This is a genomic window from Tsukamurella soli (genome assembly GCF_039541155.1).
In the GTDB taxonomy this organism is placed as follows: Bacteria; Actinomycetota; Actinomycetes; order Mycobacteriales; family Mycobacteriaceae; genus Tsukamurella; species Tsukamurella soli.
In genome coordinates this window covers 19,914-34,936 of sequence record NZ_BAABFR010000050.1, presented here as the reverse complement: position 1 = coordinate 34,936, position 15,023 = coordinate 19,914, and the positions used below count along the sequence as shown (strand labels likewise).

General features: G+C 69.5%; 14 protein-coding genes and 1 tRNA gene. 9 read left to right on the top strand and 6 right to left on the bottom strand.

The window, feature by feature from the left end; translation table 11 throughout:
• Positions 1-792, bottom strand: a 792-nt coding sequence (locus tag ABD908_RS15815; protein WP_344997596.1) for a LysR family transcriptional regulator, incomplete at its 3' end; no start/stop codon positions are given.
• A 136-nt stretch (positions 793-928) separates the two neighbouring features.
• On the opposite strand from ABD908_RS15815, the gene ABD908_RS15810 reads away from it, so the two are divergent.
• A complete protein-coding gene (locus tag ABD908_RS15810) occupies positions 929-1,945 on the top strand; it encodes an FUSC family protein (protein WP_344997605.1) in 1,017 nt (338 codons plus the stop codon).
• 12 nt (positions 1,946-1,957) lie between these two features.
• Here ABD908_RS15810 and arsC read toward each other — a convergent pair whose 3' ends face one another.
• From arsC to glmU, 3 genes are read right to left on the bottom strand one after another with little or no spacing between them, the layout of a single operon-like run.
• On the bottom strand, positions 1,958-2,299 hold the full coding sequence (gene arsC, locus ABD908_RS15805) for an arsenate reductase (glutaredoxin) (protein ID WP_344997603.1): 342 nt from the start codon (positions 2,297-2,299) through the stop codon (positions 1,958-1,960).
• Between the two features lie 36 nt (positions 2,300-2,335).
• The gene (locus ABD908_RS15800) at positions 2,336-3,313 is read right to left on the bottom strand and encodes a ribose-phosphate diphosphokinase (RefSeq protein ID WP_344997594.1); all 978 of its coding nucleotides are present in this window, start codon (positions 3,311-3,313) and stop codon (positions 2,336-2,338) included.
• Positions 3,310-4,794 carry a bifunctional UDP-N-acetylglucosamine diphosphorylase/glucosamine-1-phosphate N-acetyltransferase GlmU gene (glmU, locus tag ABD908_RS15795; protein ID WP_344997592.1) on the bottom strand — a complete coding sequence of 495 codons (1,485 nt, stop codon included), beginning with the start codon at positions 4,792-4,794 and terminating at the stop codon, positions 3,310-3,312. The genes ABD908_RS15800 and glmU overlap by 4 nt, the downstream gene beginning before the upstream one ends.
• A 112-nt stretch (positions 4,795-4,906) precedes the next feature.
• On the opposite strand from glmU, the gene ABD908_RS15790 reads away from it, so the two are divergent.
• Positions 4,907-4,978, top strand: a tRNA-Gln gene (locus ABD908_RS15790).
• A gap of 159 nt (positions 4,979-5,137) precedes the next feature.
• Here the strand turns inward: ABD908_RS15790 and ABD908_RS15785 are convergent.
• Together ABD908_RS15785 and ABD908_RS15780 are read right to left on the bottom strand one after the other, a co-directional pair.
• Positions 5,138-5,365, bottom strand: a complete 228-nt coding sequence (locus tag ABD908_RS15785) for a hypothetical protein (RefSeq protein WP_344997590.1) — start codon at positions 5,363-5,365, stop codon at positions 5,138-5,140.
• A 643-nt stretch (positions 5,366-6,008) separates the two neighbouring features.
• Positions 6,009-6,236, bottom strand: a complete 228-nt coding sequence (locus ABD908_RS15780; RefSeq protein ID WP_344997588.1) for a hypothetical protein — start codon at positions 6,234-6,236, stop codon at positions 6,009-6,011.
• Between the two features lie 987 nt (positions 6,237-7,223).
• On the opposite strand from ABD908_RS15780, the gene ABD908_RS15775 reads away from it, so the two are divergent.
• From ABD908_RS15775 to ABD908_RS27660, 7 genes are all read left to right on the top strand, one after another.
• Complete coding sequence (locus tag ABD908_RS15775; protein ID WP_344997587.1) at positions 7,224-7,547, top strand: hypothetical protein; 324 nt, start codon at positions 7,224-7,226, stop codon at positions 7,545-7,547.
• Complete coding sequence (locus ABD908_RS15770; RefSeq protein WP_344997585.1) at positions 7,544-8,203, top strand: TetR/AcrR family transcriptional regulator; 660 nt, start codon at positions 7,544-7,546, stop codon at positions 8,201-8,203. The genes ABD908_RS15775 and ABD908_RS15770 overlap by 4 nt, the downstream gene beginning before the upstream one ends.
• Before the next feature lie 119 nt (positions 8,204-8,322).
• Complete coding sequence (mfd, locus tag ABD908_RS15765) at positions 8,323-11,919, top strand: transcription-repair coupling factor (protein ID WP_385924654.1); 3,597 nt, start codon at positions 8,323-8,325, stop codon at positions 11,917-11,919.
• Positions 11,920-11,925: 6 nt separating this feature from the next.
• On the top strand, positions 11,926-13,005 hold the full coding sequence (locus tag ABD908_RS15760) for a nucleoside triphosphate pyrophosphohydrolase (RefSeq protein WP_344997583.1): 1,080 nt from the start codon (positions 11,926-11,928) through the stop codon (positions 13,003-13,005).
• On the top strand, positions 13,002-13,754 hold the full coding sequence (locus ABD908_RS15755; RefSeq protein WP_385923575.1) for a lytic transglycosylase domain-containing protein: 753 nt from the start codon (positions 13,002-13,004) through the stop codon (positions 13,752-13,754). Before ABD908_RS15760 ends, ABD908_RS15755 begins: the two co-directional genes overlap by 4 nt.
• A 187-nt stretch (positions 13,755-13,941) precedes the next feature.
• Positions 13,942-14,151 carry a type IV toxin-antitoxin system AbiEi family antitoxin domain-containing protein gene (locus tag ABD908_RS27665; RefSeq protein ID WP_385923577.1) on the top strand — a complete coding sequence of 70 codons (210 nt, stop codon included), beginning with the start codon at positions 13,942-13,944 and terminating at the stop codon, positions 14,149-14,151.
• A gap of 199 nt (positions 14,152-14,350) precedes the next feature.
• Positions 14,351-14,623 (top strand): endonuclease domain-containing protein, encoded by a 273-nt coding sequence (locus ABD908_RS27660; RefSeq protein WP_425584386.1) that lies wholly within the window; start codon positions 14,351-14,353, stop codon positions 14,621-14,623.
• Positions 14,624-15,023 lie beyond the last annotated feature (400 nt).

Sequence of the window (15,023 nt, the reverse complement as noted above, 5' to 3'; positions counted from 1 at the left end):
TGCGGCACCGTCGAGCTCGACGACGCGGGTACCCGGGGGCGGCGGCGACGCCGCGAACCAGCCGGCCGGGACGACGCTGGCCCACCGGCCGGTCCCGACCAGCGCGAGCAGGGTGGCCACCGAGTCGGTCTCGAGCCGGGGCGTCACCGTGAGGCCGTGCTCGCGGGCCGTCTCGTCGACCCGGTCGCGGCCGCGCATCCCCCGAGACAGCAGGCACATCGGCAGGGCGACGGCGTCGGTCCAGGTGACTCGCCCGGCATCCTCGGCCAGCAGTTCGGCGCCGGCGATCAGGACGTGGCGCTCCTCGTACAGGCGCGTGCGCACCAGACCGTCGGTGTCGACACCGTCGACGTAGACGACGCCGGCGTCGAGCTCGAATCGGCGGATCCGGTCGACGATGTCCGCCGACCGCAGGCCGGTGTCGATCCGCACCCGGACCAGCGGATGCTCGGCGCAGAATGGGTCGATGAGCAGCGCTACTCGCGATGCGGCGGCCGGAACCACGCCGACCCGCAGGTCGCCGGTCAGCCCCGTGCGCAGCGCCGTCACCTCATGCTGAAGCGCGTCGCGGTCGGCGAGGATCCGGCGGGCCCACAGCACCAGCCGCTCGCCCTCGGGAGTCAGCCCCTCGAAGCTCTTGCCGCGCAGCACCAGCGGCACCCCCAGCTCGCGTTCGAGTTTGCGGATGGCCTCGGACAGCGCGGGTTGGGACACGAAGCACGCCGCGGCAGCGTGGGCGAAGTGACGTTCTCGCGCGAGCGCGACGAAGTATTCGAGCTGCCGGAACAACATGCCCCCGTTCTATCACGCGTGATCGGCGGCGCCTATCACGTGGTCGGCTGGGCCGCTTTGGACGCCGGCGAGGGAGGAGGGCAGAATGGTCCAGCCCGGTGAGCTCCCGGAGCCCGAATCGAACGGAGACGAGCACGTGGACGCATCGGCCCTGCGCCCACGTCCGGAACTGCGCCCCGACCGCGACGACCACCGCCACGCCCTGCGGGTCGCCGTCGGCCTGCTGTTGCCGGCGGCTGTACTGCTGGCAGTGGGGCGCCCGGAGCTGATGGTGTACGCGGTGTTCGGTGCGTTCACCGGGATGTACGGCCGCACGGACACCGGTGTGCCGCGGTTGTGGCACCAGCTCGAGGCCGCGGTGCTGCTGACGGTGGGCGTCGGCCTCGGCGTCGCGCTGTCGGCGCTGGCGGCGCCGGGATGGGCGCTGGTCGCCGTCGAGCTGACGTTCGCGACCGCCGCCTCGCTGATCGCGGACCGGCTGCGGCTACGGCCCGTGGGTCCGTTCTTCTTCCTGTTCGCGCTCGGCGCCACCGCGACCGTGCCGCGGGCGTTGGTCGCGCCCGGCGTGGCGATCGGGATCTGCGCCGGCTCGGCCGCGCTGGCGGTCCTGGTGGGCATGATCGGGACACGCGGCGACGGTTCGCGGGCCCCGCACGAGCCGCGGCGGCTGCCACCCGGGGCGCGGGTGCATGCGGTCCGGTACGCGCTGGCCGTCGGGCTCGGCGGAGGCGTGGGGCTGCTGTTCGGATTCGCGCACGCGAACTGGGCGATGGCGTCGGCGGCGGTCCCATTGGCCGCGATCACCGTCGGGCGGCCGTCCGAGGGGCAGGTGCGCATGGTGCTGACCCGGGCGGCGCACCGCACCGTCGGGACTCTCACGGGTCTGATGGTCGCGGCCGCGCTGCTCGCCATCGGGTTCGGGCCGTCGGCGCTCGCCGCGCTGATGGTGCTGCTCCTGTTCCCCACGGAGTTGTTCATGACCCGGCACTACGCGGTGGCGATCGGCTTCTTCACCCCGCTCATCATGCTGATGACCGAGCTGACAGCACCGAGTGCGCCGCTGCAAATGCTGACCTACCGCGGGCTGGACACCGTCATCGGCGTGGTGGCCGGGGTCGCGGTGGCGGTGCTCGTGCGCAGCCGTCGGCCGTGACCGGGCGCTAGGTCAGAGGATCTCGTCGATCGCCTCGGTGGGCCGCGCCATGCGCGTCCCCTTGGCGGTCACCACGAAGGGCCGCTCGATCAGGCGGGGATGCGCCACCATCGCGTCCAGCAGCGCATCGTCGTCGGCCTCGGCAAGTCCCAGCTCCCGGTATTCGGCCTCGCGGGTGCGGACGGCGCCGCGCACCGTCAGGCCCGCGTCCGCGATGAGGCGGGCCAACTCGTCCCGCGTGGGCGGGGTGTCCAGGTACTTGACGACGGTGACGTGGGCCCCCACCTCCTGCAGGCGGGCGAGCGCCTGGCGGGACTTGGTGCAGCGCGGGTTGTGGTAGATCGTCGCGTCGATCGGCACGGTCTGGACTCCTCCGTTCTCGCTCGGCTGTCAGGCGTTGCCGTTGAACAGACTGGTCACGGAGCCGTTCTCGAAGACCTCTCGGATGGTGCGGGCCAACAGCGGCGCGATGGTCAGCACCGTGAGGGTGTCGAACTGCTTCTCCGGCGGGATCGGCAGCGTGTTGGTCGCGATCACCTCGCGGGCACCGCAGTTCGCCAGGCGCTCGGCGGCGGGGTGGGAGAACACGCCGTGCGTGGTCGCGATGACGACGTCCTTCGCGCCCGCGTCCTTGAGCACGTTGACGGCCCCGGCGATGGTGCCGCCGGTGTCGATCATGTCATCGATCAGCACGCAGGTCCGGCCGGCCACGTCACCGACGACCCGGTTGCTCTTGACCTGGTTGGGAACATTGGGGTCGCGCGTCTTGTGCACGAACGCCAGCGGAGCACCATCGAGTGCGTCGGCCCACTTCTCGCCCACCTTGACGCGGCCGGCGTCGGGGGAGACGACCACCATGTTCTCGGTGCCGTAGTGCTCGCGGACGTAGTCGGCGAGGATCGTCTGGGCGTGCATGTGGTCCACCGGGCCGTCGAAGAACCCCTGGATCTGGTCGGTGTGCAGGTCGACCGTGATGATCCGGTCGGCGCCCGCGGTCTTGAACAGGTCTGCGACGAGCCGGGCGGAGATGGGCTCGCGGCCGCGGTGCTTCTTGTCCTGCCGGGCGTACGGGTAGAACGGCAGGATCGCCGTGATGCGCTTCGCGGATCCACGCTTGAGCGCGTCGATCATGATCAGTTGCTCCATCAGCCACTGATTCATGGGGAACGGGTTGCTCTGCAGCACGAAGGCGTCGGAGCCGCGGACCGACTCCTCGAACCGCACGAAGATCTCGCCGTTCGCGAAGTCCCGCGCCGTCTGCGGCGTGACCGCGACCCCCAGCTCGGCGGCGACCTCAGCGGCCAGTTCGGGGTGGGCACGGCCAGAGAACAGCATCAGGTTCTTCTGGTTGTCGGTCCAATTGTTCACTGCTTGTCAGTCCTCGCAATTGCCGCGGCGGCAGCCTCGGCAGACGCCGTGTCCGGTCGTCTCCGCTGCACCCAACCCTCGATGTTTCGCTGCGCGCCGCCGGACACCGCAAGTGCCCCCGGCGGCACATCTTCCTTGAGTACGGTACCTGCCGCGGTGTAGGCGCCGTCGCCCACCGTCAGCGGGGCGACGAGCATCGTGTCCGATCCGATGCGCACATGGTCGCCCACCACCGTTCGATGCTTGTTCACCCCGTCGTAGTTCACGAACACCGTCGCGCAGCCGATGTTGGTGCCCGTGCCGATGGTCGCGTCGCCCACGTAGCTCAGATGCGGCACCTTGCTGTCCGCGCCGATCTGGGCGTTCTTGGTCTCGGCGAACGCCCCGATCTTGCCGCGTTCGCCCAGCTCGGTACCGGGACGGATGTACGAGAACGGGCCGACGGTCGCGCCGGCCCCGATCACGGCCAGCTGGACCTGCGAGCGCACGACCTGGGCCCCGGCGCCGACCTCCGTATCGATCAGCGTGGTGTCCGGCCCGACGACGGCGTCCTCGGCGATCGCTGTCGCGCCCTCCAGGTGCGTTCCGGGGGCAAGGGTGACGTCGGCCGCGATCTCCACGTCGACATCGATCCAGGTGTTGTCTGGGTCGACGATGGTGACGCCCGCCAGCTGGTGCGCACGCACGATCCGCCGATTGAGCTCCTTGCCCAGCGCAGACAGCTGTGCGCGGTCGTTGCAGCCTGCCACGATCAGCGGGTCGGGGCAGTGCGTGCCGCGCACCGTGCGCCCCGCGGCGTTCGCGAGCTTGACCACGTCGGTGAGGTACAGCTCGGCTTGGGAGTTGTCTGCGCGTAGGCCGGCGAGGGCCGACTCGAGGTCGGGGCGTGCGAACGCATACACACCGGAGTTCACCTCGGTCACCGCCCGTTGCTCCGGCGTCGCGTCGGCCTCCTCGACGATCTCGGTGACGTGCCCGTCCTGCGTGCGTAGCACGCGCCCGTATCCGGTGGGGTCCGCCGCGGTGAAGGACAGGACGGTGACCGCCGCACCGGCCGGAGCCCGGTGCGCGTCGAGCAGGTCGCCCAGCGTCGCCGCGTCGAGCAGGGGAACGTCCGCCGCGGTGACGACGACGGTGCCGGTGAAGTCGCCGGGCAGCGCGGACAGCCCGGCGCGGACGGCGTCGCCCGTGCCGTTCGGGGACTCCTGTACCGCGATGAGCACCTCGAGGCCGGCCGAATCGCCGGCGGCCAGTGCCGCGGCCGCCACCCGCTCCCGCTCGTGCCCCACGACCACCACGAGGTGGGCCGGTGCTATCCCGGCCCCGGCGTGCAGGACGTGGCCGAGCAGCGTGCGTCCGCCGATCCGGTGCAGGACCTTCGGTGTCTTGGACCGCATGCGCGTCCCCGCGCCCGCGGCCAGGATGATCACGGCCGCGTCGGTGGACCGGCCAGCGGCGGGCCCCGTACTGCTTCGAGTCATTGGATTCCCCGGGTCGACTGTCTCCATCGGGGGTAGATCCTACGAGCGTCCGGTGCGCGGGCTCCGGCGTGGCGGCGCGCGGGCGTGGCACAATGCCTATCGCGGTCCGTGATCCCCCGTGGTGTAATCGGCAACACTCGTGATTTTGGTTCATGCATTCCAGGTTCGAGTCCTGGCGGGGGAGCGTAGAACGCGCAGGTCAGCGGCATACAACGGAGGCGGTCACCAGGTGCCGACCCAGAGTCGACATCAAGCGGCGGCCGTCCCACCCCGGGGCTCGCACGAGCCCGGGGTAGGACGGCCGCCGCTTGATGCGGGTGTTCTCCTCCGCTACCGAACTCTCCTAATCGTTCGAGGCCGTGTACGAGCCGGACGGGCCGCCGCCGTACGACGTGACGCCGGTGCTGCCGCCGCCGTGATCGTCTCCGTGGCAGCTGGCGCTTCCTGCCGATGAGGTACATACGGGGTTGTTCGGCGGCGTCGCTGCGTTGGCTGCGGCGACGGCGACGGGGGAGAAGAAGGCTGCGGCAGCGACCGCGGCGCTGGCGAGGATCTTATTTGTGAGCGTCATGCCCGCAACATTGCTACGTAATTCTGTGTGTTCTCCGCGAAGTGCATTGGGATCGACTTCGTCGACCGGTTTGGTGGATCAAATATCGGCCCGTCCAGATTTATTGCAGTTGACGTCTGACAGCGAGACCACGGTCCGTTGTGCGCGTTTGGTCTGGAATCATGAGCAGTCATTCGGTCATAACTCCTGCGAGGCTGTGTGCGCGCTGGAGATTCGGGGCGGAGAATCCGACGCGAGGACGGATATGGCCGGAATGACGGACACCGAGCGGCGCGGCACGAGCCGGTGGATACATAGGAATGTTGCAGAATTCTGTGCGCTGATCGGCAGAATATCTGCAGTGGGATGGCAGGGAATCGGTGATGACGACCGGTATGCTGGATGTGGTCTCGTATCGGTGTCGACCTCGCTCCTGTGGTGGCGGCTCACAGCCGGCGACGGTGGTCACCTGCTCGAGCTGGTGCGCCTGCTAGACCTAGACCGCCTCGGTCGGACCGGCTCCGTCGACAAGCCCACGGCGACCCGGGTTCGGGGCGCCGTTCCTTCAAGAATTGCGGCCCGGACTCGTCCCGCTGTCGGAGTGCGGTGCCCGCCGCGACCTCGGTGAAGAGCCGAGGCGCGACGCCGGGTTCGCTTCGCCTGACTACCAGTTCGAGGCTCCGTACGTGCCAGACGGGCCGCCGCCGTACGACGTGACACCGGTGCTGCCCCCGCCGTGATCGTTTCCATCGCAACCGCTGCTACCGGCCGACGAGGTACATACGGGGTTGTTCGGCGGCGTCGCGGCGTTGGCCACTGCGACAGCGACGGGGGAGAGGAAGGCTGCGGCCGCGACCGCAGTGCCGGCGAGGATCTTTTTCGTGAACATCATGCTTCCGACACTGCTCCGCAATTCTGTGTCTTGTCCACGAAGTGGATTGGGATAACTTCGGAGGCCGATTCGGGGAATTGAATATCGACTGGTGCGAGTTTATTGAAGTCGAGGATCGGGCGCACGATGATGGTCCGTTGTGCGTGATTGGTCTGGAATCGTGGTCGGGCATTCAGGCATTGCCCCCTGATTAGGTTTCGATGTGCGCCGGAGATTCGGGCTGAGGAGAGGCTCGAGGACGGATATGGCCGGAATGACGGACACCGACGCGGCACGGAAGGGAACGGTGGATACATAGGGATGTTACAGAATTCTGTGCGGTGATCGGCAGAATACATGTAGTGGAATGGCAGGGAATGGGAGGCGACGACGGGTATCATGGAGTGGGGCTCGTGCTCGGGGTGATGGTGTGTTACCGACGAGCCCGCGGCCACGCAGGCCTACTACCGCCCGCGCACGTCCGTCGCCGCGGACGATTTCGATTTCCGGGTGCGGATGAGCCTCGCCCGACCAGGCGAGCCCGCCGGGTCGGGCGAGGCGCCAGGTGCTGCGCGCACTCGACTTGTCTTCGGTGGAGTCGGTTCCGACTTCTGGAAGGTGGTGCTCGATGTTCGCGCGGAAACACCCGCAACGCCGTGTCGATACGGTTCGGCTGCGTCACCCGATGCGGCGACCCCGGCGTCACGTTATTCCTGTGGGTAGACCAGTATTCGAATGAGGCGGAGCAATCGATAGTGATCTGCCCCGTTGAGGATTCCTGTCATCGGTGATTCGTGACTCGCGAAGTGGCCTCGAGGAATGTGCTGCCGTAGGTCCGTCGCCGGATGCAATCGCCGGTTGCATGCGCAGGAAGTCGTGTGCTGATTCGCAGGACCCGAGAGTACGCTCGACTTCTGCGGGCTCGGCCGATGATGCCGGGTGCGAGGTGGCCGGGAGGCTCCACGCGCTCGCGCAGGCGGTGGCATCGTGCGTGAGACGATGGTGGGCATGAGTAATCAGCCGCTGCCGTTCAGTAACGGGCTCCCGCTGCGTCGGATGGGCGCGATCCTCGTCCTCGTGATGGCAGTGCTGGTGTGGCGGTTCGTCGCGGTCGACAACACCACCTTCCGCATCCTGTGCGGTCTCGCGATCCTGTTCGAGATCGCCTTCTTCGGTGTGCTGGTCCTGATGAGTCGGCGCATCCGACGGCAGTACGCGGCCGTAGAGGCCGAGATCGGTGCCGCCACGTCGGCCACCGATGGACCGCGAGAGCCGGGCACCGGCGAGCAGTCCGGCACCGTCGAACCCGGGCCGACGGACCACTCCGAATGACCGACGAGTCGCGTCCCCGCAGGCGCATGACCGCCGCCGCGCGCCGGTCGCAGCTGATCGACATCGCTCGTGCCGTATTCGCGGAGCGCGGCTACGACGCAGCGACCATCGAGGAGATCGCGGCTCGCGCCGAGGTGTCCAAACCGGTCGTCTACGAGCACTTCGGCGGTAAGGAGGGTATCTACGCCGTCGTCGTCGACCGAGAGATGGAGATGCTGCTCGACCTGTTCAGCAGGGCCATGCTCGAGAATCGCTCCAAGTCGCGGGTCGAGCAGATCGCGCTGTCGCTGCTCACCTACGTCGAGGAGCGGGCCGACGGGTTCCGCATCCTCACCCGAGGCAGCTCTGCGCAGCACCCCGAGGGTGGCTACTCCACGCTGCTCAACGACCTGGTCGGCCAGGTCGAGGTGAACCTGGAGGGCGAGTTCGACCGGCGCGGCTTCGATCCGACCCTGGCACCGCTCTACGCGCAGGCGCTGGTGGGCATGGTCGCGATGACGGCGCAGTGGTGGCTCGAGTCCCGGAGCCTGTCGAAGGAGTTCGTCGCCGCGCACGTCGTGAACCTGTGCTGGTACGGCCTCACCGGCCTCAAGGACAACCCCGTCGCCATCGAGCCGAGCTCCATCGGTCTGACCGACGGTGACACGGCGCCGTAGGACGAGCGGTCGCGGGTCGTGCCGCCCCCGGCGGGCCGCATAGACTCAGGTACGTGCAAAATCCGGACAGCCGGCCCGCTTCCGAGGCCGGGCACCCCGCCCCGAACCTGAGCGGCCTCGTGGCCGCGGTCGCCGCCGACGACGGCGCGGCGCAGGTGCTGGCCGCGGTCGGCAAGCCGGACCTCGAGATCACCGCTGTCGCCGGGGCGCGCCCGTTCCTCGTCGCGACGCTCGCGGGCCGCGCCCCTGTACTCGTCGTCACCGCCACGGGCCGGGAGGCGGACGACCTCACCAACGAGCTCGCCGAGATGCTCGGGCCGGAGGCGCTGGCACAGTTCCCGTCCTGGGAGACCCTGCCGCACGAACGGCTGTCGCCGGGCGCAGACACCGTCGGACGCCGGCTCGCGGTGCTGCGCCGCTTGGCGCACCCGGACGACACGTCGTACGGCCCGCCGCTGCAGGTGGTGGTGGCCACCGTGCGATCGCTGGTCCAGCCGATGGCCCCCGGCCTCGGCGACGCGCCGACGGTGACGCTCGCCGAGGGGCTCGAGCTCGACTTCGAGGAGCTCGTCGAGACCCTCGTGGAGCTCGCGTACACGCGCGTGGACATGGTGGGCAAGCGCGGCGAGTTCGCCGTGCGCGGCGGCATCCTGGACGTCTTCCCGACCACCACGGACCACCCGGTGCGCGTCGAGTTCTTCGGCGACGAGATCGCCGAGCTGCGCGCGTTCTCCGTCGCAGACCAGCGCAGTCAGCCCGAGGTCGAGATGCCGGTGGTGCACGTGCACGCGTGCCGCGAGATCCTGCTGACGGCCGAGGTGCGCGAGCGCGCGCGGGCGTTGATCGCGGAGCACGAGAACGACGCTGCCCTCGTGGGCATGCTCGACAAACTCGCCGAGGGGATCCCCGTCGAGGGCATGGAGGCGCTGATCCCCGCGCTCGTCCCCGGTGAGCTGCAGCTGTTGACCAGTCTGTTGCCCACCGGCACCCACACCCTGGTGCTCGACCCGGAGAAGGTCCGGAGGCGCGCAGCCGATCTGGCGAAGACCGGCCAGGAGTTCCTGGAGGCCTCGTGGCAGGCTGCCGCGCTGGGCGGCGATGCGCCGCTGGATCCGTCCGGCATGGACCTCGCTGCCAGCGCGTACCGTTCGCTCGACGAGGTGCGCCGCTCGGTGGCGGCGGGCGGGCGGCCGTGGTGGACGGTGTCGCCCCTCGCGGCGGGCCCGGAGACCATGGGTGGGCACCTGGTCCTGAACTGGGAGCCTGCGCCTGCGCCCCGCGGCTCGGATGCCGAGGCGGCCAAGTTGTTCGCGACACTCCGGGCGCACGTGGCGTCCGGCGGGCACGCCGCGGTCGTCGTCGCCGGTTCCGGCACTCGTTTGCGCATTCTGGAGCGTCTTCGCGAATCCGATGTCCCCGCAGGTGAACTGGAGCCGGGTAAGCCACCGTCGGACGGGGTCGTGGGCGTGCTGCGCGGCAGCCTCCAGACGGGCCTGACGGTGCCTGGCGGCCGCCTGGTGCTGCTGGCGGAGCCCGACCTCACCGGCAACCGCGTGGCCGGTGCCGGCGACGGCCGGCGCCTTCCGGCCAAGCGCCGCAACCAGGTCGACCCGCTGGCGCTCACCGCCGGCGACCTGGTGGTGCACGACGAGCACGGGATAGGCCGGTTCGTCGAGATGATCGAGCGCACCGTGGCCGGAGCGCGCCGCGAGTATCTGGTACTCGAGTACGCGCCCGGCAAGCGCGGCCAGCCCGGCGACAAGTTGTTCGTGCCGATGGACGCACTGGATATGTTGTCGCGCTACGTCGGCGGGGAGATGCCCGCGCTGAGCAAGCTCGGCGGGAGTGACTGGCAGAACACGAAGCGCAAGGCGCGCAAGGCCGTTCGCGAGATCGCGGGCGAGCTGGTGCAGCTGTACGCCGCGCGGCACGCGGCGCCCGGGCACGCCTTCGGGCCCGACACCCCGTGGCAGCGTGAGATGGAGGACGCCTTCCCGTTCACCGAGACCGTCGACCAGATGACGGTGATCGGCGACGTGAAGTCCGACATGGAGCGTGCCGTCCCCATGGACCGCGTCGTGATCGGCGATGTGGGCTACGGCAAGACCGAGATCGCGGTGCGCGCCGCGTTCAAGGCGGTGCAGGACGGCAAGCAGGTGGCGGTGTTGGTGCCCACCACGTTGCTCGCGCAGCAGCACCTGCAGACGTTCGCGGACCGCATGCAGGGCTTCCCCGTGACCGTCAAGGGACTGTCCAGGTTCACCGACAAGACCGAGTCGGACGAGGTGATCGCGGGGATGGCCGACGGGTCCGTGGACGTGGTGATCGGCACGCACCGCCTGTTGCAGACCGGGATCCGGTGGAAGGACCTGGGGCTGGTGATCGTCGACGAGGAGCAGCGGTTCGGCGTCGAGCACAAGGAGCACATCAAGGCCCTGCGGACGCACGTGGACGTGCTGACGATGTCGGCCACGCCGATCCCGCGCACGCTCGAGATGTCGATGGCGGGGATCCGCGAGATGTCGACCATCCTCACGCCGCCCGAGGAGCGTCACCCGGTGCTCACCTACGTGGGTGCCTACGACAGCCGCCAGGTCGCCGCGGCGATCCGCCGCGAGCTGCTGCGCGACGGCCAGGTCTTCTACGTGCACAACCGCGTCAGCTCGATCGACAAGGCTGCGGCGCAGATACGTGAGCTGGTGCCCGAGGCCCGGGTGGTGGTGGCGCACGGCCAGATGGGCGAGGAGTCACTCGAGCAGACGGTGCAGGGCTTCTGGAACCGCGAGTTCGACGTGCTGGTGTGCACCACGATCGTCGAGACCGGCCTGGACATCTCCAACGCGAACACCCTGATCGTGGAGCGGGCCGAGAACCTCGGCCTGTCCCAGCTGCACCAGCTGCGCGGCCGCGTCGGCCGGTCCCGCGAACGGGGCTACGCGTACTTCCTGTACGCGCCCGAGAAGCCGCTCACCGAGACCGCCTACGACCGCCTCGCCACGATCGCGCAGAACAACGAGTTGGGCGCCGGCATGGCGGTCGCGATGAAGGACCTCGAGCTGCGTGGCGCCGGCAACGTGCTCGGCGCCGAGCAGTCCGGGCACGTCGCCGGCGTCGGCTTCGACCTCTACGTGCGGCTGGTCGGCGAGGCCGTCGAGGCCTACCGCGCGGCCGCCGACGGCACGCCGGTGACGGTGGAACAGGAGGCGAAGGAGGTGCGCATCGACCTCCCCGTCGACGCCCACATCCCGCCCGAGTACGTCACCAGCGAGCGGCTGCGGCTCGAGGCCTATCGCAAGCTGGCGGCCGCGCATGACGACGCCGCGGTGGCCGAGGTGCTCACCGAACTCGCCGACCGGTACGGCCGCCCGCCGGTCGAGGTGGAACGCCTGGCCGCGATCGCGCGGCTGCGGGCGCTGTGTCGGCGATACGCAGTGACCGAGCTCACGGTGGTCGGTACCAATCTGCGGGTCGCGCCCCTCCCGCTGCGCGAGTCGCAGCAGATGCGCCTGAAGCGGCTGTATCCTGGCGCGACGTTCCGCGCCGCGACTTCGGTCGTCACGATACCGTTGCCACGGGTAGGTAATGGGGGTGTGGGAAGCGAGCGGGTGCGTGATGTCCAGCTGCTCCAGGCGGTCGCCGACTTCCTGGCCGCGATGGACGGCAAGCCCGCGGGATACGTCCGGCTCGACGAGCCGCCGGCCACGAAGGGGAGCTGACCGACGATGACGGTGATCCGCGTCAACCCGGCCCTGCCGACTCTGCTGCCGGTGGAGGCGCTGCCCCACCTCGGCGGGCCGGTGTACTACACCGAGGAACTGCCGGTCCGGCTCGCCTGGCACCTCCCCGGCGCCGTGCCGCTGCTGACGATGCCCGACCAGCGCGACGTCGTCGTGATCACCTCCAACGTCGAGCAGCCAGACGTGGCTGCGATGCTCCGGGCCGGCCACGAACTGGTCTCCGCGCCCGCACCCGCCGGGCTGGCCGTGCTCGACACCGTCACCCTGATCGATCGGCTGCGCACAGAGGGACCCTGGGAGTCGCGGCAGACGCACGCCAGCCTGGTCCGGTTCCTGGTGGAGGAGACGTACGAGTTGGTCGACGCGGTGTCGGCGGTGGACGACCCCGCGGCAGACTCGAACGGAACAGTTGCCGCGGCGGCGAGCCGTGCCCAGGCCGCGCGAGCGGAGCTGCGCAGCGAGCTCGGGGACCTGCTGCTGCAGGTGGTGTTCCACGCTCGGATCGCGCAGGACGACGCGACCGCGCCGTTCGGCATCGACGACGTCGCGCGCACGCTGACGGAGAAGATCCGGCGGCGCACGCCGCACCTGGGCGGCGGGGTCACCGTCGACATCGATACCCAGGCGCGCAACTGGGAACTGCAGAAGGCGGCGGAGCGGGGCGACGACGGTGCCTCGTGCCTCGACGGGATCGCCGCGGCGCAGCCCGCTCTGGCGCTGGCACAGAAGGTGTTCGAGCGGCTGCGCGGCGCCGGTTTCCCGGCGGACCTGATCCCCGGCGAGGTGCGCACCGTCACCGTCGACCCCACGGACGAGCATGCGTACCCCGAGGTGAGCTACCGCACCGTGGTGCTGCGGTTCATGGACCGCGTCCGGGCCGCGGAGGTGTTGTTGCGGTCCGGGAAGGTAGAGTCGTGGCCTGCGGCGTGGGCCGGGGTGGCCGGTGACGGTGTCCCTGCCGGCGAGCCGGTGGACGTGTCCGACGGCGCCGAGGATCGCGTGGCGGTTCCCGATGACGCCGAAGACGACAGCCGATCGAAGAAGAAGAGCTCGAAGAAGAAGTGACTCCTCATCCATCCCGCGCCCTGCGTCGCCGGGGCGCGGCGCTCGTCGGTGTCGTGGCCGTGGTGGCCGCCTCGACGGCCGGGTGCAGCATGTTCGGCCCGAAGGTCGTGATCCCGCAGGGCATACCGCCCGGGCCGGGGGCGCCCGTGCCGTACATCGACGTCAACGGACCCGGACGCACCGCCGACCAGCTGAAGGGGTGGGCCACCCCGATCAGCGAGTCCACCGGGATCCCGCTGCTCGCGCTCGAGGCGTATGGCAATGCCGCGGAGGCGATGCGGCAGCGTGACCCCGGCTGCGGGATCGCCTGGACGACCCTGGCTGGGATCGGGTATGTCGAGAGCAAGCACGGCACCTACCACGGGGCGCGGATCGCGAAGAACGGCGACGTGTCGCCGCCGATTCGAGGCGTGCCGCTGGACGGTACGAACGGCAACCAGAAGATCGAGTCGTCCGGCACCGACCCACACAATCCCAACGCCAAGTACGACGTGGCGATGGGCCCGTTCCAGTTCATCCCCGAGACGTGGGCCAGGTTCGGCGTCGACGCCGACGGCGACAACAAACCGGATCCCGACAACATCGACGACGCGTCTCTGACGGCGGCCCGGTACCTCTGCTATTCCGGCGGTGATCTGACCACGGCGGCGGGATGGGAGAAGGCTGTGATGGTGTACAACAACTCGATGTCGTACGTGCTCTCGGTGCGCGACAAGGCTGCGGCGTACTCGGTCGACGTCGAGCCGTAGGCCCGCTCGCTTCGGGTCGTGCGGGCCGTGTCGCGGCCGGGGGCTCGGGTCTGGTCGCCGCGTCCCCGGGCTGGGCTCGGTCTCGCCGTGATCGAGGTCGCCGTGGTCCGACTGGGGAACTCCGCGTGTGCTCGACTCACGGATCCGGATCCGGAACCGTTCGCCGGGTCGGTGCATCTGAACAGGTGTGGGGGACTTCGCTTCGGAAGGACGCCTGGCGCGTCTCCTCGGTGAGAACGACGGTGTGATCACCCGCCGTGCCGCGTTAGCGATCGGCATGAAATCGTCGGCGATCGATCGTCGTGTGGCGGCGAAGTTGTGGCAGACGCTGGCACCAGGCGTATACCTGTCGACCGCGCATCCGCTGACCGACGCAGTGTGCTGGACGCCTCTGTGATCGCCGGCAGTCGGATCATGGACCGCGGCCTGCAGCAGGGCATCGTCACCGTCCAGACGCTGGAGCGGGCGCTCGACCGCAACTCCGGGCGCCGCGGCATCGCGGAAGCCCGCCGCCTGCTCGCGGCCGCAAGTGGAGACCCGGAGTCCGAGGCGGAACGGCGCTTCGCCCGGCTGCTGAGCACGCACCGCATCGAGGGCTGCTGCGCACGCACCGCATCGAGGGCTGGTGTCAGCAGTTCCCGCTCGGCGTCCACCGCATCGACTTCGCGTTCCCCGCTGCGCAACTCGCGGTGGAGGCGGACGGCTGGGCCTTTCACCGCACAGCGGACAGAGCGGCTGCGGATGCACGTGAGCAGAACCGTCTCACGATCTGGGGCTGGTCGATGCTCCGGTTCGGATGGCATGCGCTCGATCAGGCTCCGGAGGATGTGATCGACCAGGTGGTCGCCGCTCTCCGGGTGCGGGACTGACGTCGTTGTCCGGCTCCCGCGCGTGCCGTGGGAAGCCTGGCAGAGTGCGCGATCGTCCCCGTGGGGCGGGGGATGATCGCGCGTTCTGGCGGTACTGACTGTGAGCCGGCGGATCAGCCCGCGCGACGCGGCGCTGCCTGCCGCCCGGTCGCGGCATCGGTGCGCGACACGATTGCTAGGAAGGTACCCTGCATAGATACATGGATTAGGGTTGGCTTATGTGCGATTGCAGCCAGCGGGGCCGTGTGTCCGGGTCCGGGTCGCCGCGTCCCACCGCCGCGACTCCGGCTGGTCGCCGGCAGATTCCGTGGATTCGCGGGCGTGTTGCGCGAAACGACACCTTGGTTGCTATAATAAATTCACACTTGCCTTGGGTGCATTGCCATGGTTTAGATGTTTC